This window comes from Micromonospora sp. WMMD558 (assembly GCF_049315255.1).
GTDB lineage: Bacteria > Actinomycetota > Actinomycetes > Mycobacteriales > Micromonosporaceae > Micromonospora.
Genome location: NZ_CP186061.1, coordinates 2456776 through 2480955 on the forward strand (window position 1 = coordinate 2456776; position 24180 = coordinate 2480955).

The window sequence follows — 24180 nt, forward strand, 5'->3', positions numbered from 1 at the left end:
GCCGACTAGGCTCCTCGTAGTGCGCGTCCTCTTCTTCAACAATCCGATCAACGGCCATTTCCTGCCCCTACTCCCGTTGGCCCGTGCCCTGCGCAAGCGGGGGCATTCCGTTGCCTTCGTCAGCGCCGCCGGCATGGCCGCTGCCGTCGAGGCGGAAGGCTTCGAGCTGATCGCCGCCGGTCCGACAGCGGGCGTGGTGATCGACGAGCTGGCGCGTCGAACCGGCACCAACATCCTGGTCAGCAGGACGCCGGAACTCGTCGGCGAGTTCTTCGCCGGGGTGCGCGTCGACCTGGCCGTGGACGAGGCTCTGGCCGGGTCGCGTGCCTGGCGGCCGGATCTGGTCGTCTCCGAGCACCTCGACTTCGTGGGTCCGCTCGTCGCGGCCATGATCGAGCTGCCGTCCGCGGTGGTGGCGATCGACCCGGCGCTGGAGCCGGGATCCCTGGCCGCCCTTGCCGTGGCGGCGCGCTCCCGGTACCTCAGTCGCGGTCTGGCCGCGCCGGACCACGTGCCGTCCGGCCGCTGGCTGCTCGACCTCTGCCCACCGAGCCTGCAACGGGGCGGTGCGCTGCCGCCGCTCGATCACATCGCGCTGCGGCCGGAGCCGCACCAGGCCCCCGACGGCGCGCCGCGTGCGGCCCGCGTTCCGGGTACCGGCCGACCCCGCGTACTGGTCAGCCTCAGTACCGCTCCCGGGGCCCCGTCCGCGCTCGGCCCGGTGCTTCGGTCGTTGAGCGCCCTCGACGTCGACCTGGTGGCGGCGACGGGCGGCCGCCCGGCTGAGGAGTTCGGACTGGAGCCGGGACGGGTGGAACTGTTCTCCTTCGTGCCGGCGGCGGAGCTGCTGGACGGCGTCACGGCCGTGGTCCACCACGGCGGTTCGGGCACGACCTTCGGCACGGCGGCGCGCGGCCTCCCCGCCGTCGTCGTGCCCGGCACGGAAGGGCAGGAGCGCCAGGCGAAGCGCGTCGAGGCTGCCGGAGCCGGACTGGCCCTGCCGATCGGGGAGCAGGAACCTTCGGCCGTCGCCGCCGCGCTGGCCCGGCTGCTCACCGAGCCCGCGTTCACCGTGGCGGCACAGCGTCTCAGTGACGAGATCGCCGCCATGCCGTCGGCCTCCGAGGTGGCTGAACGCCTGGTCGCGTACGTCTCCGAAAGCGGCGCCGTGGCACCCCTGCGGTGATTCTCCGCACGGCACGCGGAGGTAGCCGTTCATCGCGGACCATGCCCGATGGACGTCCGGCGTCTCCGGCAAGGTACGTCGGCAGCCGCTCGGCGACCACGATGACCGATTGCCGCCAGACGGGTCAGCGTCGGGGCGGCAGCCTCGACGGCATGCCGAGCACCAGCCGAGCCAGTGGTCCCGTGCCCTTCGCACACTGGTACACCTTCGCCGAGGGCGGTCCCGTGCACCGCGCCCGCCTGCCGTTCCCGTCGGCGGCGCCCGCCCCGTTCGAGGTCGCCCGGTGGTCGGTGGCCCCCGGGACGTCCAACGATCTCGACGTCCACCGGTCCCGTGAGGTGTGGGTCATCGTGACGGGCACCGGCACGTTGACGTGGGCCGACCAGACGACCGCTGTCGGCGCCGGGGATGTCGTGGCCTTCGAGAGCCAGGTGCCGCACCAGGTTCGCAACGACGGACCCGAGCCGCTCCTCGCCATCTCCGTGCACTGGCTGGAGGACGACCTCAGCGGCTAGACGGGTGTCGCGCTGGCACCTGCTTCTGGCTGCCTCGTCTAGGTCGCTTCGGCAGGTGCGGGGGTGGCCGGTCGGGTGGCGGGTCGGGCGAGGACTGCCGCCGTGACCAGCGCGATCACCAGCCATGGCACCAGCACGGGCGCCAACGCCCGCCACGCGGGCCAGGTCGGCGCGGCCAGCCCGTCGGTGAGCAGATCGGACCAGGTGGACTGCGCACCCGGCAGCAGGCCGACGGTCACCAGGGCGGCGGCGAGCGGCTGCCGGCGGGTGCGAGCCAGCAGGAGGAACAGTCCCGCGCCGGCGAGCGCGCCGAGCACGGTGCCGCCGACCACGGCGACCTCGAAGCCGGCGGGCGGTGCCGCCGTGACGGCGAGGCGGGTGCCGGTCGGGTGCTGCACGAGCGTGACGAGCAGCCCGTCCCGCTCGACCCGCCAGCCGTCGCACGGACTGCCCGGCACGGCCCGGCCGTCCCGCCAACCCCGGGATTCCGCGGTACGCCGCAGGAGCCCGGTGAGCGCGCAGTCCGGGCTCTCCCCGTAGTGCAGCTCGGTCCGCCCGGAGCCGTAGTCGTCGTCGGCAAGGCCGACGCCGTAACGCCAGCCCCGCACGACCATCGAGCCCGATGGGAGGGAGCCGGGGAGCAGTTCCTCCGCCAGGGACGTCGCCCGCTCCGGGTTTGGCGGGGTGGAGCCCCGGCCGCCATACCAGGCTCCCGCGCTCAGCCCGGCCGTGCCCAGCAACACCGCGCCGAGCAGAACCATCACCACGCGTAGCGCCCGTCCACCCACCGAACTCACCGTCTCCCCGTCGAGTGCGGCACAGCGTAGCTTTCACCGTCCATCAGGGCTGCCCCGGTGGACGGTGATAATCAGCCGGCAGGAAGTCGAGTGGATCAGTCGGCCGGACGGGTCAGCTCGACCTCGTCACCCGGATGGAGCTGGACCTGATGGTTCTGGTCGCGGACCTCAAGTACCGGCACGCCTTCGTCCATGTCCATCCGGCGGCGCTCGTTGCTGGTGGGCATTCGGGCGATCACCGACGCGCCCGGCGGTAGCTCCACGCGCCTGCGCTGCGGCTGTGGTCGAACGGTCGTGCCGTGGCCTCGGCTGGTGTTGACCAGGCCCTCGTACCGCAAGACCGAGATGGCCATTCGGACGGCATCCCTACCGATCCCGTACTCCTGACTCAGTCGCGCCTCGCTGCCGATCTGGGCGCCAGGGGTGAGTTCGCCGGACTCGATCTGATCGCGGAGCAGGTCGGCGAGCTGGACGTAGACCGGCGTGTGCGACCGCGGATCGATACTCATGCGTCAAGCCTTGACACCTCATGGATACGTGTGCTCTTACCCGTATGGCCTTGTGGCCATAGGGCGATTCCTATAGGGTCGTCGTCACGGTGGGTGGTCGCTAGGTGCAAATCTCGCAATCACCCTTCCGAGCAGCAGCTCTGCTGCCGCGCCGCCGGCTCTGGCTGCGATCGCAGGGCCGGTGGCCGTTCGTTCGCGGCGGGCGGCCGGGCCACTTCGGCCAGGGCGGCGGGTGACCGGCCCGATACATCACGGAGGTGACACGCGTGAATTTCTTCCGGCGCGGGGGCGCGCACGAGCGGAGCCCGGCGACCAGCCGGCCGGCCGGTTACCGTTCGGTCTCGTACCATCCGCTGCGCCCCTGGCAGGTGCGGGAGCGTCGGTTCAGGCCCAGCCGGTTCGGTCGGCGCGGTCTCGACCCGGACGACGTCCACGAGTTCCTGAACCGGGTGGCCGACGATCTCTCCACGGTCTACGACGCGCTCGGCGTCAGCCGGCAGGAGACGACGCGGATCAAGGACGCGCTGCGGCACTGGCAGTCGGAGCAGGCCCGCCGCCGCAACGTCGGAGCCTTCCGCTGATGGCGGCCGATCCGGGGCGGTTCGTCATCCACCTGCCCGTCGTCACCCGGGACCTGTCGTCCGCCGTACGCCTGGCGCGGGTCGTCGCGCGGTGGGCGAGCGTGCTCCCGCAGACCGACCCCGGCGAGACCACGGTGTCCGTCGAGGACGCGCAGCACCTGCGGCACCGGGCCTTCTGTGACACGCTGCTGCCCGGCGGCCGCCGCTGCGGGCGGCGCGACGACCACGACGGGCCGTGCTCGGTGCGCCCGCCGAGATTCTGACCGCCCGACGGTCCGGATCGGGGGCGGCCGTTCGTCATCCTCATGACGCATTCGCGAGAGGAGCACACGATGAAGTACCTGATGTTCGTCTGCACCGACACCGAGCCGGACACCGACCGCTCGGACTGGCCCGATGTCGAGGTCTGGGTGGCGGAGAACGACAGCCGGGGGCGGCGGCTGACCGGCGAGCGCCTCGCCGAGCCGTCGGCCGCGACCACGGTCCGCGTCCGCAACGGTCAACTGCTGGTCTCCGACGGCCCGTTCGCCGAGACCAAGGAGGTCATCGTCGGCTTCGACCTGCTGGAGTGCGCCGACCTGGACGAGGCGATCGAGGTGGCGCGTACCCATCCGATGGCCCGGGGCGGGCGCATCGAGCTGCGGCCCTTCGCGGACCTGGATGACTGACGGACCGGGGCCGACGCGCGGCGGCGCGGTGGCGGCGGCCGAGGCCGTCGCCACCGCCGGCCGGGAGGCGTACGCGCGGATCGTCGCCGCCCTCATCCGGGTCACCGGGGACTGGACCCTCGCGGAGGACTGCGCCCAGGAGGCGCTGGCGAGCGCGGTGCAGCGGTGGCCGGTCGAGGGCGTCCCGGGGAACCCGGGCGGCTGGCTGATGACCGTGGCCCGTAACCGGGCGGTCGACGTGCTGCGCCGGGCCCACGTCGAGCGCCGGAAGCTGCGGGATCTGGCGGTGCTGGCGTCGACCGGGCCGGACGTCGAGGCCCCGCCGGGGGAGGGGGAGATCGTGGACGACCGGCTGCGGCTCGTGTTCACCTGCTGCCACCCGGCCCTGGCACTGGAGGCCCGGGTCGCGCTGACGCTGCGTACCGTCTGCGGGGTTGCCACCACGGACATCGCACGGGCGTTCCTCGTCTCCGAGGCGACGATGACCCGGCGGCTCACCCGGGCCAAGGCGAAGATCCGGGCGGCGCGCATCCCGTACCGGGTGCCGACCGGGCGGAACCTCGACGAGCGGCTTCCCGGCGTGCTGGCCGTGCTGTATCTGCTCTTCACGCGCGGGTACGACGCCGACGGTCAGCCCGCCTTCGCCGACGAGGCGATCCGGTTGGCGCGGCTGCTGGACCGGCTGATGCCGGGGCAGCCCGAGGTGGCCGGGCTGCTGGCGCTCGTGCTGCTGCACGACTCCCGCCGCGACGCGCGGCGGGACGGCGACGGGAACCTGCTGACCCTGGACCGGCAGGACCGGTCCCGGTGGGATCAGGCGCTGATCGCCGAGGGCCTCGCCGCCCTGGCCCGCGCCGGGCACGGCCGGTACGCCCTCCAGGCCCGGATCGCGGCGTGCCACGCCACCGCCGCGTCCGCCGAGGCCACCGACTGGCCGGCGATCGCCCGGGCGTACGACCGGCTGGCCGACCTTCAGCCGTCACCGGTGGTCGAGCTGAACCGGGCCGTCGCCCACGGCTACGCGTACCGGCCGGAGGCGGGTTTGAGCCTGCTGGCGGCGGCGCGGGCGGGCGGGGCGCTCGACGGGTATCCGCTTGCCATCGCCGCCGAGGCGGACCTGACCGCCCGGCGAGGTGACACCGCGCGGGCGGCGGCGCTGTTCCGCGAGGCGGCGGCCGCCCACTCCGGGGCCGAACGCCGCGCCCTGCTGGACCGGGCGGCCGAGCTGCGCCCCTGACCTGCGGCAGATCGTGGAAGCCTGCGGCCCCTCCCGGGGCCGGAACTCTCCAGGATCTCGGCAAGGGCGCGTCAGCTGATGTAGTGCAGGATCACGTTGTGGACGTGGTGGCTCTTCTGGGCGCCGCGGAACTCCACCTCGTAGGTGTGCGTGCCGACGTGGATGGCGATGGCGCCGGTGGAGAAGAACGAGCCGCCCCACGACTTGTTGCTGACCACGCTCACGCTGGTGATCTTCGAGTACGGGATGCTGGTGATCGCGTACCGCTTGCCGATGAACGAGCGGTCCTGGATGATCACGCGCCGGTCGGTCAGGCCGATGAAGCCGGTGCCGGTGCCGACGGCGTCGTAGACGGCGATGATCTGCTCACCCTCGAGCAGGCCGCTCTGGATCTGCTGGAACTGCTCCTTGCGGTCGTACGTCGCGTTCGCCATGACCTCAGCGTAGGCCGGGCGGACCACCACCAAGATCAACTAGCGGTGGGGCTGGTGAGGCCGCAACTTCGGGGAAGTTGCTGCCTCGCCGCGGCGCGAGGCGACAAGTTCGGGGAAGTTGCTGCCTCGCCGCGGCGCGCGGCGGTACCCGCGGGACGTGCCGGGCTGACCAGACGCCGGATCGCCAGAGGCGGGAGATCAGGACTCGGTGACCGCGCGGTACGCGTCCTCGATGCGGGCCGCCAGCAGGACCTCGCCCTCGGTGAGCGGCGCGTTGCCGTGCCCCACCCGGATCAGCGTGTGGTCGACGCGCCGGCTGATCTCGGGGCGCAGGTGCAGCGCGTCGGCGACGACCTTGACCCGCTCGGTGAGCGCCGCGTGCTGCGAGTCGTCGATGACGAGGGTGCGTCGGATCTGCTCACCCTCCCGGGTCCAACCGGGGAGAAGGGTCAACGCGTCGCTGAGGTAGTCGTGCTTCCCCCGCCCGCCGAACAGCACACGCATCACCACACCTCCCAGGCGCCGTTGCCGGCTTGTGGCCAAATCGTCGCCGTCCCGTGTCTTGCCGGTGGCTCTAGTCTGTCGGCGCACGGTGAGTGTGTCCACGGCCACACTTCCGTGTCTTCTTGGCCTGACGGTCGGCCACGGTACCCAAACCGCCGATTGATCTGGCACGCTGGACGCCCGTGCGGACCGAACGGGCCAACGACGGCGGGCAGGTTGAGCGACGGGAGCCGAAGGTGATCGTCGGTGCGGCGATCATCCGGGACGGGCGGGTGCTCGCCTGCGCGCGTTCCGCGCCCCCCGAGGTGGCGGGCATGTGGGAGTTCCCGGGCGGCAAGGTCGAGCCGGGGGAGACCGAGACCGCCGCCCTGGCCCGCGAGTGCGTTGAGGAACTCGCCGTCCGCGTCGAGATCGGCGACCGGGTCGGCCGCAACGTACGGATGGCCCACGGCCGCTCGGTGCTCAAGGTGTACGCGGCCCGCCTGCTGCACGGTGACCAGCCGCAGCCCCTGGAGCACTCGGCGCTGCGCTGGCTCTCCGCCACCGAACTGGACACCGTCACCTGGCTTCCCGCCGACGCCCCGATCGTCGCCGCACTCCGGCCCCTCCTGGCCGCCGACTGACCGTTCCCCCGACCGGACGGCCGGGCCGAAAACGGACGGGGGCCGGCGGCGTGTGCCGCGGCCCCCGTCATCGTCTCGACCGATCTCAGTGCTTGTCCTGCTCCGGGTGGGCGAAATTGAGGTGCTCCGGCGGCAGCGGGAACGTCACGTCGTCGCCGAACGGCGACGGCGCGGCCGCGCGGTCGAAGGTGAGCTCGGTCAGGGGCATCCGACCCGACGAGTCGACGGCCGGCGCGGTGGGCTTGGGCACCTCCCGGTGCCAGTTGACGCCCTGCTGCGCCTGCGTCTCCGACTGCGGGTCGTGCGAGCCACCCGCGTGCGAGTGGACCCCGGCCGGGCCCGCCGCGGCGTGGGCGCCGACGGCACCCGGGGAGTGCTCACCGGTCACGATGGTCTGAGGCACCTGACCCCTCCGGAAGATCTTGCTACCAAGCCACACGAGGGGATCGTACCTGCGGTCGACGACCCGCTCCTTCATGGGGATGATCCCGTTGTCGGTGATCTTGATGTGCTCCGGGCAGACCTCGGTGCAGCACTTGGTGATGTTGCAGTAGCCCAGGCCCTGCTCGGCCTGCGCGTACTCCTTGCGGTCGGTCCGCGCGTCCAGCGGGTGCATGTCCAGCTCGGCGGCGCGGATGAAGTACCGCGGCCCGGAGAAGGCCGTCTTGTTCTCCTCGTGGTCCCGGACGACGTGGCAGACCGTCTGGCACAGGAAGCACTCGATGCACTTGCGGAACTCCTGCGAGCGCTCCACGTCGACCTGCTGCATCCGGTAGTCGCCCGGCGCGACGCCGGGCGGCGGAGCGAACGCCGGCGTCTCCCGGGCCTTCTCGTAGTTGTACGAGACGTCGGTGACCAGATCCCGGACGACGGGGAAGGTCCGCAGCGGCGTGACGGTGATCGTCTCGTCCTCGGCGAACGTCGACATCCGGGTCATGCAGCTGAGCTTCGGCTTGCCGTTGATCTCCATCGAGCAGGAGCCGCACTTGCCCGCCTTGCAGTTCCAGCGGCAGGCCAGGTCCGGCGCGTCGGTGGCCTGGAGCCGGTGGATGATGTCGAGGACCACCTCGCCCTCGTTGACCTCGACCATGTAGTCCTGAAGGTCGCCGCCGGTCTCGTCGCCCCGCCAGATGCGGAACTGCCTCTTCGTAGCCGGCTTGCCGGCCGCCTCGGTCTTGTCGGTGCCCATTACTTGCCCGCCTCCTCAGCGAGGGCGTCGAACTCCGTCAGCTCCTCGTCGGTCAGGTACTTGGCCAGCTCCGCCCGGTCGAAGAGCGCGACCAGCTCCGGGCGCATCTTCGGCAGCGGCCTGCGGTCCAGGCGTACGGTGTCGCCCTCCAGCGAGCAGACCAGGTTGACCCGGCGCCACGCCGGGTCCATCGCCGGGTAGTCCTCCCGGGTGTGGCCGCCCCGCGACTCCTGCCGCTCCAGCGCCGCCTTCGCGGTGCACTCCGAGACGACCAGCATGTTGCGCAGGTCCAGCGCCAGGTGCCAGCCGGGGTTGTAGCGCCGGCCGCCGGCCGCGCTCACCTTGGCCACCCGCTCGCGCAGCTCGCCGAGCCGGCTCAGCGCCTCCACCAGCTCGCCCTCCCGCCGGATGATGCCGACCAGGTCGCCCATCACCGCCTGGAGGTCCTGCTGCAGGGTGTACGGGCTCTCGCCGGTGTCCCGCTGCAACGGCGCCAGGGCCGTCTCCACCGCGGCCTCCACCGCGGTCACCGGCACCCGCGGCCGGGCGGCCAGACCGTCGGCGTACGAGGCGGCGTGACCGCCCGCGCGCTTGCCGAAGACGAGCAGGTCGGACAGCGAGTTGCCGCCGAGCCGGTTGGAGCCGTGCATGCCGCCGGACACCTCGCCGGCAGCGAACAGCCCGCGCACCTGCCCGAACGCCGCGCCGGAATCCGGGTCGACCTCGACGCCACCCATCACGTAGTGGCAGGTCGGGCCGACCTCCATCGGCTCCCTGGTGATGTCGACGTCGGCCAGCTCCTTGAACTGGTGGTACATCGACGGCAGGCGGCGGCGGATCTCCTCGGCCGGCAGCCGGGAGGCGATGTCCAGGTAGACGCCGCCGGCGGGCGTGCCCCGGCCGGCCTTGACCTCGCTGTTGATGGCGCGGGCGACCTCGTCGCGGGGCAGCAGCTCCGGCGGGCGCCGGTTGTTGTCCGGGTCGTCGTACCAGCGGTCCGCCTCGGCCTCGTTGTCCGCGTACTGCTTGCGGAACACGTCCGGCACGTAGTCGAACATGAACCGCTTGCCGTCGGAGTTCTTGAGGACGCCGCCGTCACCGCGGACCGACTCGGTGACCAGGATGCCCTTGACCGAGGGCGGCCAGACCATGCCGGTCGGGTGGAACTGGAGGAACTCCATGTTGATCAGCGTCGCCCCGGCGCGCAGCGCCAACGCGTGGCCGTCCCCGGTGTACTCCCACGAGTTCGAGGTGACCTTGTACGAGCGGCCGACACCACCGGTCGCCAGCACCACCGCGGGGGCCTCGAAGAGGACGAACTCGCCGGACTCGCGGTAGTAGCCGAACGCCCCGGCGATCCGATCCCCGTCGAGCAGCAGCTCGGTGATCGTGGTCTCGGCGAAGACCTTGAGCCGGGCGTCGTACGAGCCGTGCTCGCGCTTGTCCTCCTGCTGGAGGGAGACGACCTTCTGCTGGAGGGTGCGGATCAACTCCAGGCCGGTGCGGTCGCCGACGTGCGCCAGCCGCGGGTACTCGTGGCCACCGAAGTTGCGCTGCGAGATCTTCCCGTCCTTGGTGCGGTCGAAGAGCGCACCGTACGTCTCCAGCTCCCAGATCCGCTGCGGCGACTCCTTCGCGTGCAGCTCGGCCATCCGGAAGTTGTTGAGGAACTTGCCGCCGCGCATCGTGTCGCGGAAGTGCACCTGCCAGGTGTCCCGGCTGTTCACGTTGCCCATCGCGGCGGCGGCGCCGCCCTCGGCCATCACCGTGTGGGCCTTGCCGAAGAGCGACTTCGAGATGATCGCCGTCTTCTTGCCGGCGAGCCGGGCCTCGATCGCCGCCCGCAGCCCGGCGCCGCCGGCCCCGATCACGACGACGTCGTAGTGGTGTCGTTCGATTCGCGTGGTAGTGGTCATATCAGGGGCCCTCTAGTTGATGAACCGCAGGTCGGTGATCCACTTTGCCGCGACGGCCATGATGTAGAAGTCGGTGAAGAGCACCGTGAACAGCGACACCATGGCGAACGTGCCGTGCCGGACGTTCAGCTTGGACACGAACGTCCAGAAGCGGTAGCGCAGCGGGTTCTTGGAGAAGTGCTTGAGCCGCCCGCCCATCACGTGCCGGCAGGCGTGGCAGGAGAGCGTGTAGCCGGCGAGGGCGACGACGTTCACCAGGATGATCAGGGTGCCCAGGCCGATGCCGAAGCCGCCGTCCGGCCCGCGGAACGCGAGGACCGCGTCGTAGAGGTTGACCAGCAGGATCACTGCCGCGAGGTAGAAGAAGTAGCGGTGCCAGTTCATGACGAACAGCGGAAACCGGGTCTCACCGGTGTACTTCTTGTGCGGCTCGGTCACGGCGCAGGCCGGGGGCGACGCCCACAGCGAGCGGTAGCCCGCCTTGCGGTAGTAGTAGCAGGTCACCCGGAACCCGGCCACGATCGGGAACGCGATGATGCCGAGCGGAACGAAGAACGGGAAGTCGCCGAACGGGGTGCCGAAGTGGGCCGAGCCGGGCACGCACTCGTTCGACACGCACGGCGAGTACAGCGGCGTGAGGTAGTGGAAGTCCTCGACGTAGTACCACTTCGCCATGAAGATGCGGACCGTCGAGTAGACGATGAAGAGGAGCAGGATCGCGGCGATGATGGCGGGCTGCACCCACCAGCGGTCGGTACGCAACGTCCTGGCCGAGATGGCGGCGCGGGGCCGTGCACCCGGCCCTCCCGGCCTCGTTGCCGTTGATGTCATTTCCAGTCGTCTCCCTGACGGGGCCCTGACGGGCGGCGGATCACGTTCCCTTCGGTCAGCGGACCGGCCAGACCGCGTCCACTGCCACGTCTTGCGCACACCAACGACCGCGTCGGCGATACGGCGCAGCTAAGTGACACACGTTACGCCGATCTTCGCGAGCCGTCCGCGCAAGGCAGTGTCCCGTGTGTTCCGGCGCTTGGAAACCCCTTCCGTCACAATCGATGCCCGCCCGTCAGGACCGGCTGGTGGCGGCGAGGACGCCGACCGCGTCCCGTTCCAGGTCCAGGCAGGACCCCACCAGGTCGGCGAGGGCGGCGAAGAGGTCCGCCCGCCCGGCGTCACCGAGCCCGTCGGACGCGGCGTACTCCGCACCGAGCACGGCCAGCCGCCCGGTCAGCTCCCGGATCTCGGCCTCGGCGTCGCGGCCCCGGGTGAAGACCAGGCGCATCCGCTCCTCGGCCAGCTCCGTGTACGCGCCGAGCCCCTGGACCGTCTCCAGGGCGAGCGCCGCGAGCCGGGACCAGTTTTCACCCGATCGGCGGACCAGGGCGGCCGCCTCCGCGTACCGGGGGTCGACCAGGGGCGCCGCCTCGTCCAGGAAGTCGGCGTACACCGGCCGCGTGGCGCCCGGCGCCGTGTACTCCAGCTCTAGGCACTCGTAGAGCCGGCGCACGCCGTGAAAGAACGGCACGGGAGCGCCGAACCGGCGGGCCCACCCCGTCCGGGTACGCGCGTCCCGGAGCTGCTCGGCGAGCTTGGCCATGCCGCGGAAGCCGAAGTTGGCGTCGAAGCTGTTGCCGAGCACCGGACCGGTCAGGTGCGCCACCGTGGTGGCGACCGCCGCGCGGATCGCGTCCGGCAGTTCGGTCCGCTGGTGCGGGTCGGTGACGGTGACGCTCCGGTGCCGCCCCTTGCGGTGCGCCGACCAGGCGGCGGTGAACGCCTCGACCGGCAGCGGGTGGGGTCGCGGCCCCTCGTCGTCCACCAGCAGCACGTCGCCGTCGAGGCCCGCCACGACCACGGGGTACGGGTCGGCGCCCGGACCGGGGTCGAGGCCGTGCCACGGCAGCCGGCTGCGATCGACGGTGGCGACCACCGGCTGGCCGTCGCCGAGGTGGTCGCGCAGCCGCGCCACCGCCGGGCCGGGCCGCCCGCTCCGCTCGTCCGCGTACGCGATGCCGAGCCGGTCCAGCACGGCCGGCACCCACGGCTCGGGGTGGTGCTGGGCCACGACGGTCAGCAGCGGCGGCACGTCGCGGTACTCGAACACCGCGTACATGAAGCCGATGCCGCCGCCGAGCCCGGCGAGCATCGCCTCGGTGTACGGCTGCCCGGTGTGCGGCGCACGGACCCCGTGGGCGTCGAGGACGTGGGCGGCGAGCGCCGACTCGCGGTGCTGCCGCGCGCCGAAGGTGCGGTACCCGGGCACCAGCCCGGGCGGGAGGACGGTGCCGGTGGGCGGCGGCGCGGCGGCGAGCACCTGCCGGCGGGCGGTGGTCCAGCTCTCGCCGGTGGCGGCCATCCGCGCCCGGACCCGCTGCTTGAGCTTCCTGCGTTCGGTCATGATCTGCGCCTTCTGGACAGCGTGACCGCCGTACCCCACGCCAGCGTCACGTCCGTCCGGCGGATCACCTGAACGACACGCGGAACTCGCGATGGCAACGGGCCACCTTCGCCTCCGCTCGGCCGGGCGGCGTGGGCGCCTGGTCAGGAGGTCCGGCGCGCGAGCGCGCCGGAACCCACCCTACTCCAGGTCAGCCGGAAGCCCCGCCGGTGAAGTTCCACGAGGCCAGCCGCAACGCCGGCGCCTCCCACCAGACGCCGTCGACCCGGTCGGGCTGGCGCACCGGTCGCCGCCCCAGGCCGAGCACCGCGCCGGGGCCGAGGGCCCGCGGGTACGCCTCGGTGAAGCGGAAGTCGCGGACCGCGCGGGCGACCACCCCGTCCTCCACCAGCCACACGCCGTTGCGGGTCAGGCCGGTGACGACCAGGCTCTTCGGGTCGAGCACCCGCGTGTACCAGAGGTCGCTGACCAGCAGGCCGCGCCGCACCCCGGCGACCAGTGCGGCGGTGTCCGGATCGACGACCGCGCCGGAGAGGTCCCCGCCGCCCACCCACTCGGACTCGCCGGCCGGCGGACCGGCGGCGGCCGGCGCGGCCGCTGCGGGGGACAGGCGCAGGTTGCGGGGCATCGGCCCCCAGGTGGCGCCGCCGGCGACGGCGTGCCCGGTCGAGACCGTGCCGACCTCCGCCGCGGTACGCCGGTCGTGGGTCACGGCGCGGGTGGTGCCGGCGTCGACCAGGGTCACCGGGCCACGCGGGGTGCCCTCCACGTCGAACGGCAGCCCGGAACCGCCGAGTGGATCGTCGACCAGGGTGACCAGCGGGTCGAACTGGGCGACCCCCGGCTCGGCGAAGGACTGCCGCTCGGCGTACCGCTTGCCGTTGAAGCCGTAGAAGGAGAGATTCTGCAGCAGGTCGGCGACCGCGGCCGGCTCCAGCACCACCTCGTAGCGGCCGGGAACCAGCTCGACCGGGTCGGCCGCCGCCCGGGCCTTCGCGGCCGCGCGGGCGCCCAGCACCGCGCCGTCGAGGTCGGCGAGGCGGTCGGCGGCCAGTCGCGCCACCCCGTCCGCCCCGCCGGTGCGGGCGATGCCGTCCATCGCCGCCTCGGCCGTGCGGCCCCGCGCCGAGTGGCCGGCCGAGTTGGCGAACGCCGACGAGCGAAGTGCCGTGCGGCAGTAGCCGGCCGCATCCAGCCCGCCGGCCGCCGCCACGAACGCCCGGACCCGCTCGGCCCGCTCGTCCGGCTCCGCGTACGCGGTGGCCTCGTCCACCGGCGCGCCGGACGGGGTCGGTGCGGGCGGGGCGAGGCCGGGCCAGGCCGGGTCGGGCGGGCAGAGCCGTGCGGCGGCCAGGGTGCGCTCGACGAGCGCGGACAGACCGTCGGCGGTCACCACGCTGCCGCCGCCGGCGGCGGTACGCCCGTCCGCGTGCACCCGCAGGCGGACCCCGACGCCGGACTCGGCGACGTTCTGGTGGATGAACGAGTTGGCGAACCGGGTCAACGCCACGTCCGCCCGGGTCACCACCACCTCGGCCTGGGTGGCCGGCCCGCCGAGCCGCCGGACCAGCTCGATCACCTGGCCGGCGAGGTCCGGCTCGGACCGGGCGTGCGGCCCGTTCACGCGCGCACCCCCACCCGGACGTCGCGGAAGCGGGCCGGTGCCGCCGGGTGGCCGGTGTGCCCGACCTGGCCGGGCTGGCCCTTGCCGCAGTTGGGCGTGCCCCAGGAGACGGTCTCGCCGGACAGCATGTCCATCGAGCGCCAGAAGATCGGGCCGATGCCGGTGTACGTCGGGTTGCGCAGCATCCGCCCCCGTCTCCCCTTCCTGATCTCCCAGCCGATCTCGCAGCCGAACTGGAAGTTGAGCCGCTTGTCGTCGATCGACCAGGAGCGGTTGACGTCCATCAGCACACCGTCGTCGGTCGCCGCGACGATCTCCTCCAGGGTGTGCGGGCCGGGCTCCAGGCCCACGTTCGTCATCCGGACCATCGGCAGCCGCGCCCAGCCGTCCGCGCGGACGCTGCCGCCGTGGTCCAGGCCGGCGACCGCGGCCGAATCCCGGCCGGCGAGCACACCCACCCAGCGTCCCTCGCGGACCGCGTCCCGTTTGACGGCCGGTGAGCCCTCGTCGTCGTACCCGAAGCTGCCCAGCGCGCCGGGGATCGTCGGGTCGATGGTGATCGTCATCAGCTCCGAGCCGTAGCGCAGCGACCCGAGCTGGGCCAGGTCGAGCCAGGAGGTGCCGGCGAACGCGGCCTCCCAGCCGAGGATCCGGTCCAGCTCGATGGCGTGCCCGACCGACTCGTGGATCTGGAGCGCGAGCTGCTCGCCGCCGAGGATCAGGTCGGTCTCGCCGGCCGGGCAGAGTGGAGCGGTGAGCAGCGCCCGGGACTCCTCGGCGATCCGCGCGGCGTGCGCGGTCAGGTCGAGCGAGTCGACCAGCTCCCAGCCGGTCGTGCCGTACTGGCCGCGGTAGCTCGGGTACGAGCGGCGCTGGGTCTCCCCGTCCCCGATCGAGGTGGCCGAGATGCCACCACCGCACTCGCGGATGCGCTGGTCGATCCGGTGACCCTCGCTGGAGACGAACCACTTCGCCGTGTCCCAGATCTGGTAGAGGCCCTCGGCTACGTCGGCGCCGTGCTCGGCCACCAGCTTGGTCGCCTCGACGAGCAGGTCGCCCTTGGTCGAGAGCGCCACGCCGAGCGGATCCACCTCGCAGGCCGACGCCCAGCTCGCGGTGACCGGCTCGGCCGGCACCAGGTCGATGGGCGGCCCGGGCACGCGGGCGCTCGCGGCGGCGGTCCGCGCGGCGCGCCGGCCGGCGTCGCGAGCGGCCGCGTCGGACAGGTCGGGGACGGCGTGGAAGCCCCAACTCGACCCGACCAGCGCCCGGACGCCCAACCCGACGCTCTCGTCCTGGGTCAGCTCCTCGACGTCCCCGTTGCGGGCCGACATCGACTCGTAGCGCCGGTGCATCACCCGGGCGTCGGCGTACCGGGCGCCCGCGTCGAGGGCGGCCTGGACGGCGGCGGAGGCCGCGTCGAACTCGGTCATGGGCCGACCCTAGGCGAGCCGACCGACATCCGTGATCCGTTCCGCCGCCGGATGCGGCACGGTGCGGTGTCCGGTCGACGGGAGGGGCCGACCTGCCGCACGCCGGTTGAACAGGGCTGTCCGGGGCGTTGTGCAGTCGTTACGCTGGGGTCCGCTGACAGCCCGCCGCCTTGTAGCTTATTTTCACCTTCTGGGTTCTGCTGTAGATTACCTACATCAATCCGAGGGAGGCGGTCGTGGGCAGTCCGGAATCGGCGCCGAGCCGCCCCAGCGCGCCGGAGCCGCGCACCGGCGACGCACCCTACCTGCGGGTCAGCGACCTTCGGGTGCGGTTCGACACCACCGACGGCGTGGTGCGTGCGGTCGACGGCGTGTCGTTCGCGGTGGAGCGGGGCCGCACCCTGGGCATCGTCGGCGAGTCCGGCTCCGGCAAGAGCGTGACGTCCCTGGCGATCCTGGGCCTGCACGACCCCCGCCGCACCCGGCTCTCCGGGCGGATCCTGCTCGCCGGACGCGACCTCGTGCGGATGTCCGAAGAGGAGGTGCGCCGGTTGCGGGGCCGGGACATGGCGATGGTCTTCCAGGATCCGTTGTCGGCGTTGCATCCGTACTACTCCGTGGGGCGGCAGATCGCTGAGGCGTACCGGGTGCATCATCCGGATGCCGGGCGGCGGGAGGCGCGGCGGCGGGCGGTGGACATGCTGGGCCGGGTGGGGATTCCGCAGCCGGGGCGCCGGTTCGATCAGTATCCGCATGAGTTTTCGGGTGGGATGCGGCAGCGGGTGATGATCGCGATGGCGTTGGTGAACGATCCGGATCTGGTGATCGCGGATGAGCCGACGACGGCGTTGGATGTGACGGTGCAGGCGCAGATTCTGGATCTCCTCGCGGATCTGCAGGCGGAGTTCCGGTCGGCGATCGTTTTGATCACGCATGACCTGGGGGTGGTGTCCCAGGTGGCGGATGAGGTGTTGGTGATGTACGGCGGTCGGGGGGTGGAGCACGGGGGTGTGGAGCAGGTGTTGCGGCGGCCGCAGCATCCGTACACGTGGGGGTTGTTGTCGAGTGTGCCGTCGTTGCACGGTGACGCGGCGGCGGACCTGGTGCCGATCCCGGGCAATCCGCCGTCGTTGATCAATCTGCCGTCGGGGTGCGCGTTCCATCCCCGCTGCCGCTACGCGGGCCGCAACGGCGACCGGTCCCGCACGGAGGTGCCCGAGCTGCGCCCGGCCGGCGCGCCCGGTCACCTGGTCGCCTGCCACCTCTCCGCCGACGACCGCACCCGCTGGTACGCCGAGGACGTCGCCCGGGTGGGGGTGGCCCGATGAGCGCCGACACCGCGCCGGCCCGACCCGGTGACCCGACCATCGGCCCCGACGTTCCGCCGGCTGCCGGGCCGTTGTTGCGGGTGCGGGGGTTGACCAAGCATTTCCCGGTGCGGACGGGGTTGCGGGCGGCGGGGTTGGTGCGTGCGGTCGACGGGGTGGACTTCGAGGTGCGGGCTGGGGAGACGCTGGGTCTGGTCGGGGAGTCCGGGTGTGGGAAGACGACGACGGGTCGGATGTTGGTGCGGTTGTTGGAGCCGACCGCCGGGTCGATCGAGTTCGCGGGGCGGGACATCACGCATCTGGGTCGGCGTGGGTTGCGGCCGTTGCGGCAGCAGCTGCAGATCATCTTCCAGGACCCGTACGCGTCGTTGAACCCGCGGCACACGGTGGGGCGGATCGTGGCGATGCCGTTGCAGGTCAACCGGATCACCCCGCCCGGCGGGACCAGGGCCCGGGTGCGGGAGCTGCTGGAACTGGTGGGGTTGAACCCGGAGCACTACAACCGGTATCCGCACGAGTTCTCCGGCGGGCAGCGGCAGCGCATCGGTATCGCCCGCGCGCTGGCGTTGCAGCCGAGGCTGATCGTGGCTGACGAGCCGGTGTCGGCGTTGGACGTCTCGATCCAGGCGCAGGTGGTCAACCTGCTGCGTGACCTGCAACGTGACCTGGGGCTGGCGTTCGTGTTCATCGCCCACGACCTGGCCGTGGTGCGGCACTTCTGCCACCGGGTCGCGGTGATGTACCTGGGTCGGGTGGTGGAGATCGGCGACCGCACCGACATCTACGAACGCCCCCAGCACCCCTACACGCGGGCCCTGCTGTCGGCGATCCCGGACGTGACCCGCCTCGGCCCGGCCGGACGCATCCGCCTGTCCGGCGACGTGCCCACACCCCTGGACCCGCCGTCGGGCTGCCGCTTCCGCACCCGCTGCTGGAAAGCCCGCGACATCTGCGCCACCCAGGAACCCGACCTCACCCCCCGCGACGGCGGCCGGCAGGCCACCGCCTGCCACTTCCCCGAAACCGGACCCCTCACCCACGGGTCACAGCCCGACGTTGAGGAGGTGTCGCGATGAGCCTGTCCCCGGTGGAGGGCGTGGCTCTGGCCGAGATCGAGTCCGGCGGGGACGCCGGTACACCCCGGGAGAAGCGGTTCGTCGGCCGCTCACCCGGCCAACTCGCCTGGCTGCGGCTGCGCCGCGACCGTACGGCCATGGTCAGCGGCGCGTTGCTGATCCTGTTCGTGTTGGTGGCGCTGGCCGCGCCGCTGATCGAGGCGCTGTACGGGGTCGGCCCGCGCGACCAGTTCCAGAGCAAACTCGACGGCTTCGGCATGCCCCTCGGCTACGCCGGCGGCGTGTCCGGCGACCACTTCTTCGGGCTGGAGCCGGGTCTCGGCCGGGACATCTTCGTCCGGCTGGTGTACGGGCTGCGGACCTCGCTGTTCATCGCCTTCGCGGCGGCGGTTATCACCACGGTGATCGGCATCGTCCTCGGGGCGCTCGCCGGTTACCTGGGCGGCTGGCTGGACGCGGTGGTCAACTGGATCACCGACCTCACCCTCGCCATGCCGTTCCTCATCATCGCGCTGGCGCTGACCCCCACGCTCACGCTGCGCTTCTACGGCGAGCGGGACGCGGTGCCGCCGGCCTTCGGGGTCGGCGTGCTGATCGCCGTCTTCGCGATCTTCGGCTGGACCAGCACCGCCCGGCTGGTCCGGGGTCAGGTGATCGCGCTGCGGGAGCGGGAGTTCGTCGAGGCGGCGCGGGCCAGCGGGGCCGGTCTCGGGCACATGCTGTTCCGGCAACTGCTGCCGAACATCTGGGCGCCGATCCTGGTGGCGTTCTCGCTCGCGGTGCCGCAGTTCATCACCAGCGAGGCCGCCCTGTCCTTCATCGGCGTCGGCCTCACCGAGGAGACGCCGAGCTTCGGCCGGATGATCTACCAGAGCCTGGACTACCTCCAGACCGACCCGGCGTTCGTCTTCTTCCCCGGCATCACGATCTTCGCGCTCGTGTTCGCGTTCAACCTCTTCGGCGACGCGCTGCGCGACGCGCTCGACCCGAAGTCGTCGAGGTAGGTGCAGACATGGCGCGCTTCCTGATCAAGCGGATCCTCTCCGCCGTGCTCACCCTGTTCGCGGTGAGCGTGCTGACGTTCCTCATGTTCTTCGCCCTGCCGCGCGATCCGGTCAGCGGTATGTGCCCGAAGAACTGCAGCCCCGAGCGGCTGGAGCGCGTGCGTCAGGAGTTGGGCCTGCGCGACCCGCTGCTCACCCAGTACGGCGGCTACGTGAAGGGCATCTTCACCGGCCGGGACCTGGGCAGCGCGCAGGGCGGCCGGTGCGACGCGCCCTGCCTCGGCTGGTCGTACGTGAACAACGAGGCCGTGCTGGACACGATCACCCGGGTGCTGCCGGTGACGCTCAGCATCGTCATCCCGGCCGCGATCCTCTGGCTGCTGCTGGGCGTCGGGCTGGGCATGGTCTCCGCCTTGCGCCGGGGCACCTGGCTGGACCGGGCGGCGATCGGTTTCTCGCTGACCGGTGCCTCGCTCCAGCTCTACTTCGTCGGCGCGGTTCTGCTGCTGGTCTTCGTCTACAACCTGCGGCTGCTGCCGGTGCCGAGCTACACGTCGATCCTCGACGATCCGCTGAAATGGGCGAGCGGGCTGGTGCTCGCCTGGCTCGCGCTGGCCTTCCTCTTCTCCGCGATCTACGCCCGGCTGTCGCGGGCGCAGATGCTGGAGACGCTGTCGGAGGACTTCGTGCGTACCGCGCGGGCGAAGGGCCTGGCCAAACCGACCGTGTACGGGCGGCACGCGCTGCGCGCGGCGATCACGCCGGTGGTCACCATCGCCGGTCTCGACGTCGGCGCGGCCCTGGGCGGCACGGTCATCACCGAGACCACCTTCGGCCTTCAGGGGTTGGGGCGTACGGCCGTGGAGGCGGTCCGGGCCGGTGACCTGCCCACCATCATGGCGACCGTGCTGATCGCGGCGGTCTTCGTGGTGGTGGCCAACGTCCTGGTGGACCTCCTGTACGCGGCCATCGACCCGCGCGTCCGGCTCGGCTGACCCAGCCGCTCACGAGGCGGTGGCCGGCGGCCGGACGGCGGTGAAATTTATCGACAACTGTTACACAACTTGTAGTTTTTCTTCTTTACGATCCTCGGGACGCCGGTGGTCAACCGGCGCGACCGGGGTGGAGGAGGTAGGAATGCGACCACGCGTGGCGGCCGCCGCAGGCGGCGCGATCGCACTGGTGGTGGCCCTGGGTGCGTGTTCGAAGAACACGGGCGAGGGCACCACGGTGGACACCAACCGGCAGCAGACCGGGGTCATCGCGACCGACCCGAAGGACTCGAAGGGGCCGGCGGCCGAGGTTCCCGGCGCCCAGAAGGGCGGCACCTTCACCATCATCCGGGAGACCCCCATCTCCCACCTGGACCCGCAGCGGACGTACTCGTTCGCGGGCCTGATGGCGTCCCCGCTCTTCGCCCGCTACCTGACCACCTGGAAGGACGACGGCAAGGGCGGCCTGGTCCTGGTCGGCGACCTGGCCGAGACGCCGGGCACCAACGTCAACAACGACTGCAAGGTCTGGGAATTCAAGATCAAGGACGGGGTCAAGTTCGAGGACGGCCGCCCGATCACCAGCAAGGAGATCGCGTACGGCATCGCCCGCTCCTTCGACCCGGACCTCACCGGCGGCCCCACCTACATCCAGGAGTGGCTCGCCGACTCCCCGCAGTACGACACGGCGTGGGACTTCAAGGCGAACAAGACCGCGCTGCCCCCGGGCCTGACCACGCCGGACGCGAAGACGCTGCGCTTCGAGTTCACCAAGCCGCGCTGCGACCTGCCGTTCGCGGTCTCGCTGCCGACAACCGCGCCGCTGCCGGCCGACAAGGACACCGGCGTCAACCTCGACAACCAGCCGTTCTCGTCCGGACCGTACAAGATCACGAAGTACACCGCCGGCACCGAGATCGTGCTGGAGCGCAACGAGCACTGGGACGCGAACACCGACCCGGTGCGGCACCAGTACCCGGACCGGTTCGTGTGGAGCTTCGGCCCGACCGCCGACGCCGCCAACAACCGGGTGATCGCCGACAACGGCGCCGACCAGAGCGCCCTGGCCTGGAACTTCGTCCCCTCCTCGCTGGTCGCCCGGGTCGCGGGCGACCAGGCGCTCAAGTCCCGCAGCATCCTGTCGCCGACGCCGAGCGCCAACCAGCTGGTCATCAACAACCAGCGGGTGAAGGACCTGAAGGTCCGGCAGGCACTCAACTACGCCATCGACCGCGAGGGCCTGGTCAAGGCGCTGGGCGGGCAGACCGTCGCGTCCCCGATGACCACGCTCATGCCGCCGTCCACGATCGGCTACCAGGCGTTCGACGCGTACCCGGCCGGCGCGACCGGCAACGTCGAGAAGGCCAAGGAACTGCTCGGCGGCCAGACCCCGGAGCTGGTCCTCGGCGTTGCCGACAACACCACCGAGCAGCAGATCGGAGCCCAGCTCAAGGGCAACCTGGAGCGGGCCGGATTCAAGATCATCGTACGGAACATCCCGGACGACGCGAAGCTGGACGAGATCAAGAAGAAGGACAACCCCTGGGACCTGTACATCGGTAACTGGGCGGCCGACTGGCCGAGCGGCGCCTCGATCCTGCCGGTGCTCTACGACGGCCGCACCATCAAGGCCGAGGGCAACAGCAACCAGTCGTACTTCAACGACCCGGCGATCAACGCCGAGATGGACCGGATCCTGGCCCTGTCGCCGGCCGAGCAGGGCCCGGAGTGGGGCAAGCTGGACGAGCGGATCATGAAGGAGCACGCGCCCGTCGTGCCGCTCTACGTCGACGTGGCGTACGTCGTGCACGGCTCGAAGGCCGGCGGAGTCTTCATCTCCAGCGTCTTCGGGTACCCGTCCTTCGTGAACGCGCACGTGAAGCCGTAACCCGCACCGCGGAAGCGGGCCCCCGGTCGACAGCGTCGTCGGCCGGGGGCCTTCCGCGTTGTTAAGAAGGGGCCCTTCCTCTACCGCAGGCGTTAAAAAGGGGCCCTTCCTTTCACGCCAGGTGGGTGCGGAGGAAGTCGAGTTCCAGCTTCAGGAGGCGTTCGGCGGTGCCGCCGGCAGCCATGTGCGTGGCGCCGGTCAGCGGGAGCACCGAGTGCGGCCGCCCGGTGGCCAGCAGCGCCGCCGACAGCCGCAGGGTGTGCGCGGCCACCACGTTGTCGTCGGCCAGCCCGTGCACCAGCAGCAGCGGGCGCGCCTGGTCCGGGCCGGTGACCGGCTCGGCCGCCAACTCCACCAACGAGTGGTGGGCGTACACGTCCATCCCGTCGTCCGGCAGGCCCAGGTACCGCTCGGTGTACGCCGTGTCGTACAGGGCCCAGTCGGTCACCGGCGCGCCGACGATCCCGCACCGGAACAGCTCCGGGTGCCGCAGCACGGCCAGCCCCGCCAACCAGCCCCCGAACGACCAGCCCCGCACGGCCACCCGGCCCAGGTCCAGGTCCGGGTGCTTGTCGGCGAGCGCGGTGAGCGCCTCCACCTGATCGGTGAGGACCACGTCCGCCATCCGCCGGTGGATGGCCTTCTCGAACGACGGCGCGACGCCCGGCGTGCCCCGGTTGTCGACCACGACCACCGCGAACCCGGCGTCGGCCCACCACTGCCGCTCCAGCCACGCCGACCGGGCCGCGAGCACCTCCTGGTGGCCCGGGCCGCCGTACACGTCGAGCAGCACCGGCAGCCGGCGGCCGGTGACGTGGTTGTCCGGGTAGAGCACCGCAGCCGGCAGCCGGCGGTCGGTCACCCGCTCCAGCAGGGGCAACGGCGAGTACGGCGGGGTCGCGGCGGACGACCGCAGCTCGGCCACCTCCCGGTCGCCCTGCCACACCGTCCAGCGCAGGCCGGCGTGGTCCAGCGAGGCGCTGCCGACCACCAGGACGTCACCGCCGACGGCCGCCACGTGCCAGCCCGAGTCGGTGGTGATCCGTCGGGCGTCGACGCCGCCCCCGATGGTGGTGCGCACCCGGAACAGGTGCTGCTCGCTGGGCTCGCCCTCGCTCGCCTCCACGACCAGGTCGGCCGGCCCGCTGCCCGAGGCGGCCGGCAACCGGCCCACCACCCGGCGGACGTACAGCGACGGCGGGGTCAGCAGGGTGCCGTCGGCGAAGAGGCAGCGGGCGTCGTACCCGTCGTGGGCCAGCTCCCCGCCGACCAGCACCCGGCCGTCCGGCAGGTGGGCGGGAGTGCCCGGGATCGGGTCGACCCAGCGCGGGTCGGCCAGCTCGGCGTGCACCTGCGTCTCCCCGGTGCGCGGGTCGACCGCCAGCACCAGGCCGTGCTGCTGCGACCGGCGCAGCACGGTGATCAGCGGCCCGCCGTCGGCCCAGTGCACCGTCGTCAGGTACGGGTAGGTCTCCCGGTCCCAGTGCACGTCCACCCAACCGTCGTCGAGGTCGAGCAGGTGCAGGCTCACCTCCGCGTTCGGGCCGCCGGCCCGGGGGTACGCGACGCTCGTCGGCGCGCTCGCCGGGTCGGCCGGGTCGTGCAGGTGCCAGCGCTCCAGCCGCGACTCGTCGACCCGGGCGGCGAGCACCGACCGCCCGTCCGGGGCCCACCAGTAGCCGCGGAACCGGTCGAACTCCTCCGCCGCGACGTGCTCGGCCAGGCCCCAGGTCACCCCGGAGTCCTCGCCGGCCAGCATGGTGTCGGTGCCGTCGTGTTCGACCACCCGCAGCTCGCCGCGCCGCACCCCGTCGGCCTCGTCGGTCACGTACGCCAGCCGTTGCCCGGTCGGGTCCGGCCGCGGGTCGAGCACCGGGCCGGTGGTGGCCACCTCGACCACGTCACCGTGCACCAGGTCGGCCCGGAAGAGCCGGCCACCGAGAGCGAAGACCGCCACCCGGCCGGCCGAGTCGAGCGCGTACGACCCGATGCCGGAGGCGCTCAGGCGGAGGCGCTCGCGCAGCGCGCGCTCACCGGGGCTGAGCTGCTCGGCGTCGCCGCCGAGCAGCGCCGCCGGGTCGGCGACCAGCCGCTCCTCCCCGCTGGCGACGTCGAGCAGCCAGAGCGCGTCGGCCGGGTCCTCCGGGCCGGCCGAGCGGAGGAAGACCACCCGGGAGCCGTCGTCGGCCACGGAGACGGCGCGTGGTGCCCCGTGGCGGAACCGACGGGTACGTGCGGCCAGTTCCGGAAAGTCCACACGTCGGATCGTAGGACGGCG

General features: G+C 72.1%; 23 protein-coding genes. 12 read left to right on the plus strand and 11 right to left on the minus strand.

The window, feature by feature from the left end; all coding sequences use genetic code 11:
• The first annotated feature begins 19 nt into the window (after positions 1-19).
• Together ACN26Y_RS12005 and ACN26Y_RS12010 are read left to right on the plus strand one after the other, a co-directional pair.
• Positions 20-1186 (plus strand): glycosyltransferase, encoded by a 1167-nt coding sequence (locus ACN26Y_RS12005; protein ID WP_422734721.1) that lies wholly within the window; start codon positions 20-22, stop codon positions 1184-1186.
• Between the two features lie 152 nt (positions 1187-1338).
• The gene (locus ACN26Y_RS12010; RefSeq protein ID WP_196255840.1) at positions 1339-1701 is read left to right on the plus strand and encodes a cupin domain-containing protein; all 363 of its coding nucleotides are present in this window, start codon (positions 1339-1341) and stop codon (positions 1699-1701) included.
• Between the two features lie 38 nt (positions 1702-1739).
• On the opposite strand, the gene ACN26Y_RS12015 is transcribed toward ACN26Y_RS12010, so the two are convergent.
• Entirely contained in the window at positions 1740-2489 is a 750-nt protein-coding gene (locus tag ACN26Y_RS12015; RefSeq protein WP_422734722.1) for a hypothetical protein, read from the minus strand.
• Positions 2490-2593: 104 nt separating this feature from the next.
• On the minus strand, positions 2594-3007 hold the full coding sequence (locus tag ACN26Y_RS12020; RefSeq protein ID WP_155330367.1) for a winged helix-turn-helix domain-containing protein: 414 nt from the start codon (positions 3005-3007) through the stop codon (positions 2594-2596).
• A gap of 266 nt (positions 3008-3273) precedes the next feature.
• On the opposite strand from ACN26Y_RS12020, the gene ACN26Y_RS12025 reads away from it, so the two are divergent.
• The 4 genes from ACN26Y_RS12025 (at position 3274) to ACN26Y_RS12040 (ending at position 5493) form a co-directional block, all read left to right on the plus strand.
• Positions 3274-3588 carry a DivIVA domain-containing protein gene (locus ACN26Y_RS12025; protein ID WP_422734723.1) on the plus strand — a complete coding sequence of 105 codons (315 nt, stop codon included), beginning with the start codon at positions 3274-3276 and terminating at the stop codon, positions 3586-3588.
• Positions 3588-3851 (plus strand): hypothetical protein, encoded by a 264-nt coding sequence (locus ACN26Y_RS12030; RefSeq protein ID WP_155330369.1) that lies wholly within the window; start codon positions 3588-3590, stop codon positions 3849-3851. The genes ACN26Y_RS12025 and ACN26Y_RS12030 overlap by 1 nt, the downstream gene beginning before the upstream one ends.
• Before the next feature lie 69 nt (positions 3852-3920).
• Positions 3921-4256 (plus strand): YciI family protein, encoded by a 336-nt coding sequence (locus tag ACN26Y_RS12035; protein WP_155330370.1) that lies wholly within the window; start codon positions 3921-3923, stop codon positions 4254-4256.
• Entirely contained in the window at positions 4249-5493 is a 1245-nt protein-coding gene (locus ACN26Y_RS12040) for an RNA polymerase sigma factor (RefSeq protein WP_422734724.1), read from the plus strand. Before ACN26Y_RS12035 ends, ACN26Y_RS12040 begins: the two co-directional genes overlap by 8 nt.
• Before the next feature lie 71 nt (positions 5494-5564).
• Here ACN26Y_RS12040 and ACN26Y_RS12045 read toward each other — a convergent pair whose 3' ends face one another.
• The gene (locus ACN26Y_RS12045; protein WP_130320299.1) at positions 5565-5927 is read right to left on the minus strand and encodes a PH domain-containing protein; all 363 of its coding nucleotides are present in this window, start codon (positions 5925-5927) and stop codon (positions 5565-5567) included.
• A gap of 198 nt (positions 5928-6125) precedes the next feature.
• Positions 6126-6431: a 4a-hydroxytetrahydrobiopterin dehydratase gene (locus ACN26Y_RS12050; RefSeq protein WP_155330372.1), complete on the minus strand. Its 306-nt coding sequence runs from the start codon at positions 6429-6431 to the stop codon at positions 6126-6128.
• A gap of 182 nt (positions 6432-6613) precedes the next feature.
• On the opposite strand from ACN26Y_RS12050, the gene ACN26Y_RS12055 reads away from it, so the two are divergent.
• Positions 6614-7054: a (deoxy)nucleoside triphosphate pyrophosphohydrolase gene (locus tag ACN26Y_RS12055; RefSeq protein ID WP_422734725.1), complete on the plus strand. Its 441-nt coding sequence runs from the start codon at positions 6614-6616 to the stop codon at positions 7052-7054.
• An 85-nt stretch (positions 7055-7139) separates the two neighbouring features.
• Here ACN26Y_RS12055 and ACN26Y_RS12060 read toward each other — a convergent pair whose 3' ends face one another.
• The 6 genes from ACN26Y_RS12060 to ACN26Y_RS12085 form a co-directional block, all read right to left on the minus strand.
• The gene (locus ACN26Y_RS12060) at positions 7140-8243 is read right to left on the minus strand and encodes a succinate dehydrogenase/fumarate reductase iron-sulfur subunit (RefSeq protein WP_155330374.1); all 1104 of its coding nucleotides are present in this window, start codon (positions 8241-8243) and stop codon (positions 7140-7142) included.
• A complete protein-coding gene (locus ACN26Y_RS12065; protein ID WP_422734726.1) occupies positions 8243-10159 on the minus strand; it encodes a fumarate reductase/succinate dehydrogenase flavoprotein subunit in 1917 nt (638 codons plus the stop codon). Before ACN26Y_RS12065 ends, ACN26Y_RS12060 begins: the two co-directional genes overlap by 1 nt.
• Positions 10160-10171: 12 nt before the next feature.
• Positions 10172-10990, minus strand: a complete 819-nt coding sequence (locus ACN26Y_RS12070) for a hypothetical protein (RefSeq protein WP_155330376.1) — start codon at positions 10988-10990, stop codon at positions 10172-10174.
• Between the two features lie 235 nt (positions 10991-11225).
• Positions 11226-12557 (minus strand): BtrH N-terminal domain-containing protein, encoded by a 1332-nt coding sequence (locus tag ACN26Y_RS12075; protein ID WP_155330377.1) that lies wholly within the window; start codon positions 12555-12557, stop codon positions 11226-11228.
• 190 nt (positions 12558-12747) lie between these two features.
• Positions 12748-14181, minus strand: coding sequence for a TldD/PmbA family protein (locus ACN26Y_RS12080; RefSeq protein WP_155330378.1), 1434 nt, complete (start codon positions 14179-14181; stop codon positions 12748-12750).
• Positions 14178-15614, minus strand: coding sequence for a TldD/PmbA family protein (locus ACN26Y_RS12085; RefSeq protein WP_422734727.1), 1437 nt, complete (start codon positions 15612-15614; stop codon positions 14178-14180). The genes ACN26Y_RS12080 and ACN26Y_RS12085 overlap by 4 nt, the downstream gene beginning before the upstream one ends.
• 236 nt (positions 15615-15850) lie before the next feature.
• Between ACN26Y_RS12085 and ACN26Y_RS12090 the strand changes: the two genes are divergently transcribed.
• From ACN26Y_RS12090 to ACN26Y_RS12110, 5 genes are all read left to right on the plus strand, one after another.
• A complete protein-coding gene (locus ACN26Y_RS12090) occupies positions 15851-16942 on the plus strand; it encodes an ABC transporter ATP-binding protein (RefSeq protein WP_422734728.1) in 1092 nt (363 codons plus the stop codon).
• The gene (locus ACN26Y_RS12095) at positions 16939-18018 is read left to right on the plus strand and encodes an ABC transporter ATP-binding protein (protein WP_422734729.1); all 1080 of its coding nucleotides are present in this window, start codon (positions 16939-16941) and stop codon (positions 18016-18018) included. The genes ACN26Y_RS12090 and ACN26Y_RS12095 overlap by 4 nt, the downstream gene beginning before the upstream one ends.
• Positions 18015-19022: an ABC transporter permease gene (locus ACN26Y_RS12100; RefSeq protein WP_155330381.1), complete on the plus strand. Its 1008-nt coding sequence runs from the start codon at positions 18015-18017 to the stop codon at positions 19020-19022. Before ACN26Y_RS12095 ends, ACN26Y_RS12100 begins: the two co-directional genes overlap by 4 nt.
• 8 nt (positions 19023-19030) lie before the next feature.
• Complete coding sequence (locus ACN26Y_RS12105) at positions 19031-20017, plus strand: ABC transporter permease (RefSeq protein WP_155330382.1); 987 nt, start codon at positions 19031-19033, stop codon at positions 20015-20017.
• A gap of 142 nt (positions 20018-20159) precedes the next feature.
• Positions 20160-21902, plus strand: coding sequence for an ABC transporter substrate-binding protein (locus ACN26Y_RS12110; RefSeq protein WP_155330383.1), 1743 nt, complete (start codon positions 20160-20162; stop codon positions 21900-21902).
• 112 nt (positions 21903-22014) lie between these two features.
• Here the strand turns inward: ACN26Y_RS12110 and ACN26Y_RS12115 are convergent, their stop codons facing one another.
• Positions 22015-24159 carry a prolyl oligopeptidase family serine peptidase gene (locus tag ACN26Y_RS12115; RefSeq protein ID WP_422734730.1) on the minus strand — a complete coding sequence of 715 codons (2145 nt, stop codon included), beginning with the start codon at positions 24157-24159 and terminating at the stop codon, positions 22015-22017.
• Positions 24160-24180: the final 21 nt, after the last annotated feature.

Excerpts from the sequence above, each read along its gene's own strand:
- ACN26Y_RS12010 (WP_196255840.1), top strand. The coding sequence starts at position 1,339 with ATGCCGAGCACCAGCCGAGCCAGTGGTCCCGTGCCCTTCGCACACTGG.
- ACN26Y_RS12020 (WP_155330367.1), bottom strand. The coding sequence starts at position 3,007 with ATGAGTATCGATCCGCGGTCGCACACGCCGGTCTACGTCCAGCTCGCC.
- ACN26Y_RS12030 (WP_155330369.1), top strand. The coding sequence starts at position 3,588 with ATGGCGGCCGATCCGGGGCGGTTCGTCATCCACCTGCCCGTCGTCACC.
- ACN26Y_RS12035 (WP_155330370.1), top strand. The coding sequence starts at position 3,921 with ATGAAGTACCTGATGTTCGTCTGCACCGACACCGAGCCGGACACCGAC.
- ACN26Y_RS12040 (WP_422734724.1), top strand. The coding sequence starts at position 4,249 with ATGACTGACGGACCGGGGCCGACGCGCGGCGGCGCGGTGGCGGCGGCC.
- ACN26Y_RS12045 (WP_130320299.1), bottom strand. The coding sequence starts at position 5,927 with ATGGCGAACGCGACGTACGACCGCAAGGAGCAGTTCCAGCAGATCCAG.
- ACN26Y_RS12050 (WP_155330372.1), bottom strand. The coding sequence starts at position 6,431 with ATGCGTGTGCTGTTCGGCGGGCGGGGGAAGCACGACTACCTCAGCGAC.
- ACN26Y_RS12060 (WP_155330374.1), bottom strand. The coding sequence starts at position 8,243 with ATGGGCACCGACAAGACCGAGGCGGCCGGCAAGCCGGCTACGAAGAGG.
- ACN26Y_RS12065 (WP_422734726.1), bottom strand. The coding sequence starts at position 10,159 with ATGACCACTACCACGCGAATCGAACGACACCACTACGACGTCGTCGTG.
- ACN26Y_RS12070 (WP_155330376.1), bottom strand. The coding sequence starts at position 10,990 with ATGACATCAACGGCAACGAGGCCGGGAGGGCCGGGTGCACGGCCCCGC.
- ACN26Y_RS12075 (WP_155330377.1), bottom strand. The coding sequence starts at position 12,557 with ATGACCGAACGCAGGAAGCTCAAGCAGCGGGTCCGGGCGCGGATGGCC.
- ACN26Y_RS12085 (WP_422734727.1), bottom strand. The coding sequence starts at position 15,614 with ATGACCGAGTTCGACGCGGCCTCCGCCGCCGTCCAGGCCGCCCTCGAC.
- ACN26Y_RS12095 (WP_422734729.1), top strand. The coding sequence starts at position 16,939 with ATGAGCGCCGACACCGCGCCGGCCCGACCCGGTGACCCGACCATCGGC.
- ACN26Y_RS12100 (WP_155330381.1), top strand. The coding sequence starts at position 18,015 with ATGAGCCTGTCCCCGGTGGAGGGCGTGGCTCTGGCCGAGATCGAGTCC.
- ACN26Y_RS12105 (WP_155330382.1), top strand. The coding sequence starts at position 19,031 with ATGGCGCGCTTCCTGATCAAGCGGATCCTCTCCGCCGTGCTCACCCTG.
- ACN26Y_RS12110 (WP_155330383.1), top strand. The coding sequence starts at position 20,160 with ATGCGACCACGCGTGGCGGCCGCCGCAGGCGGCGCGATCGCACTGGTG.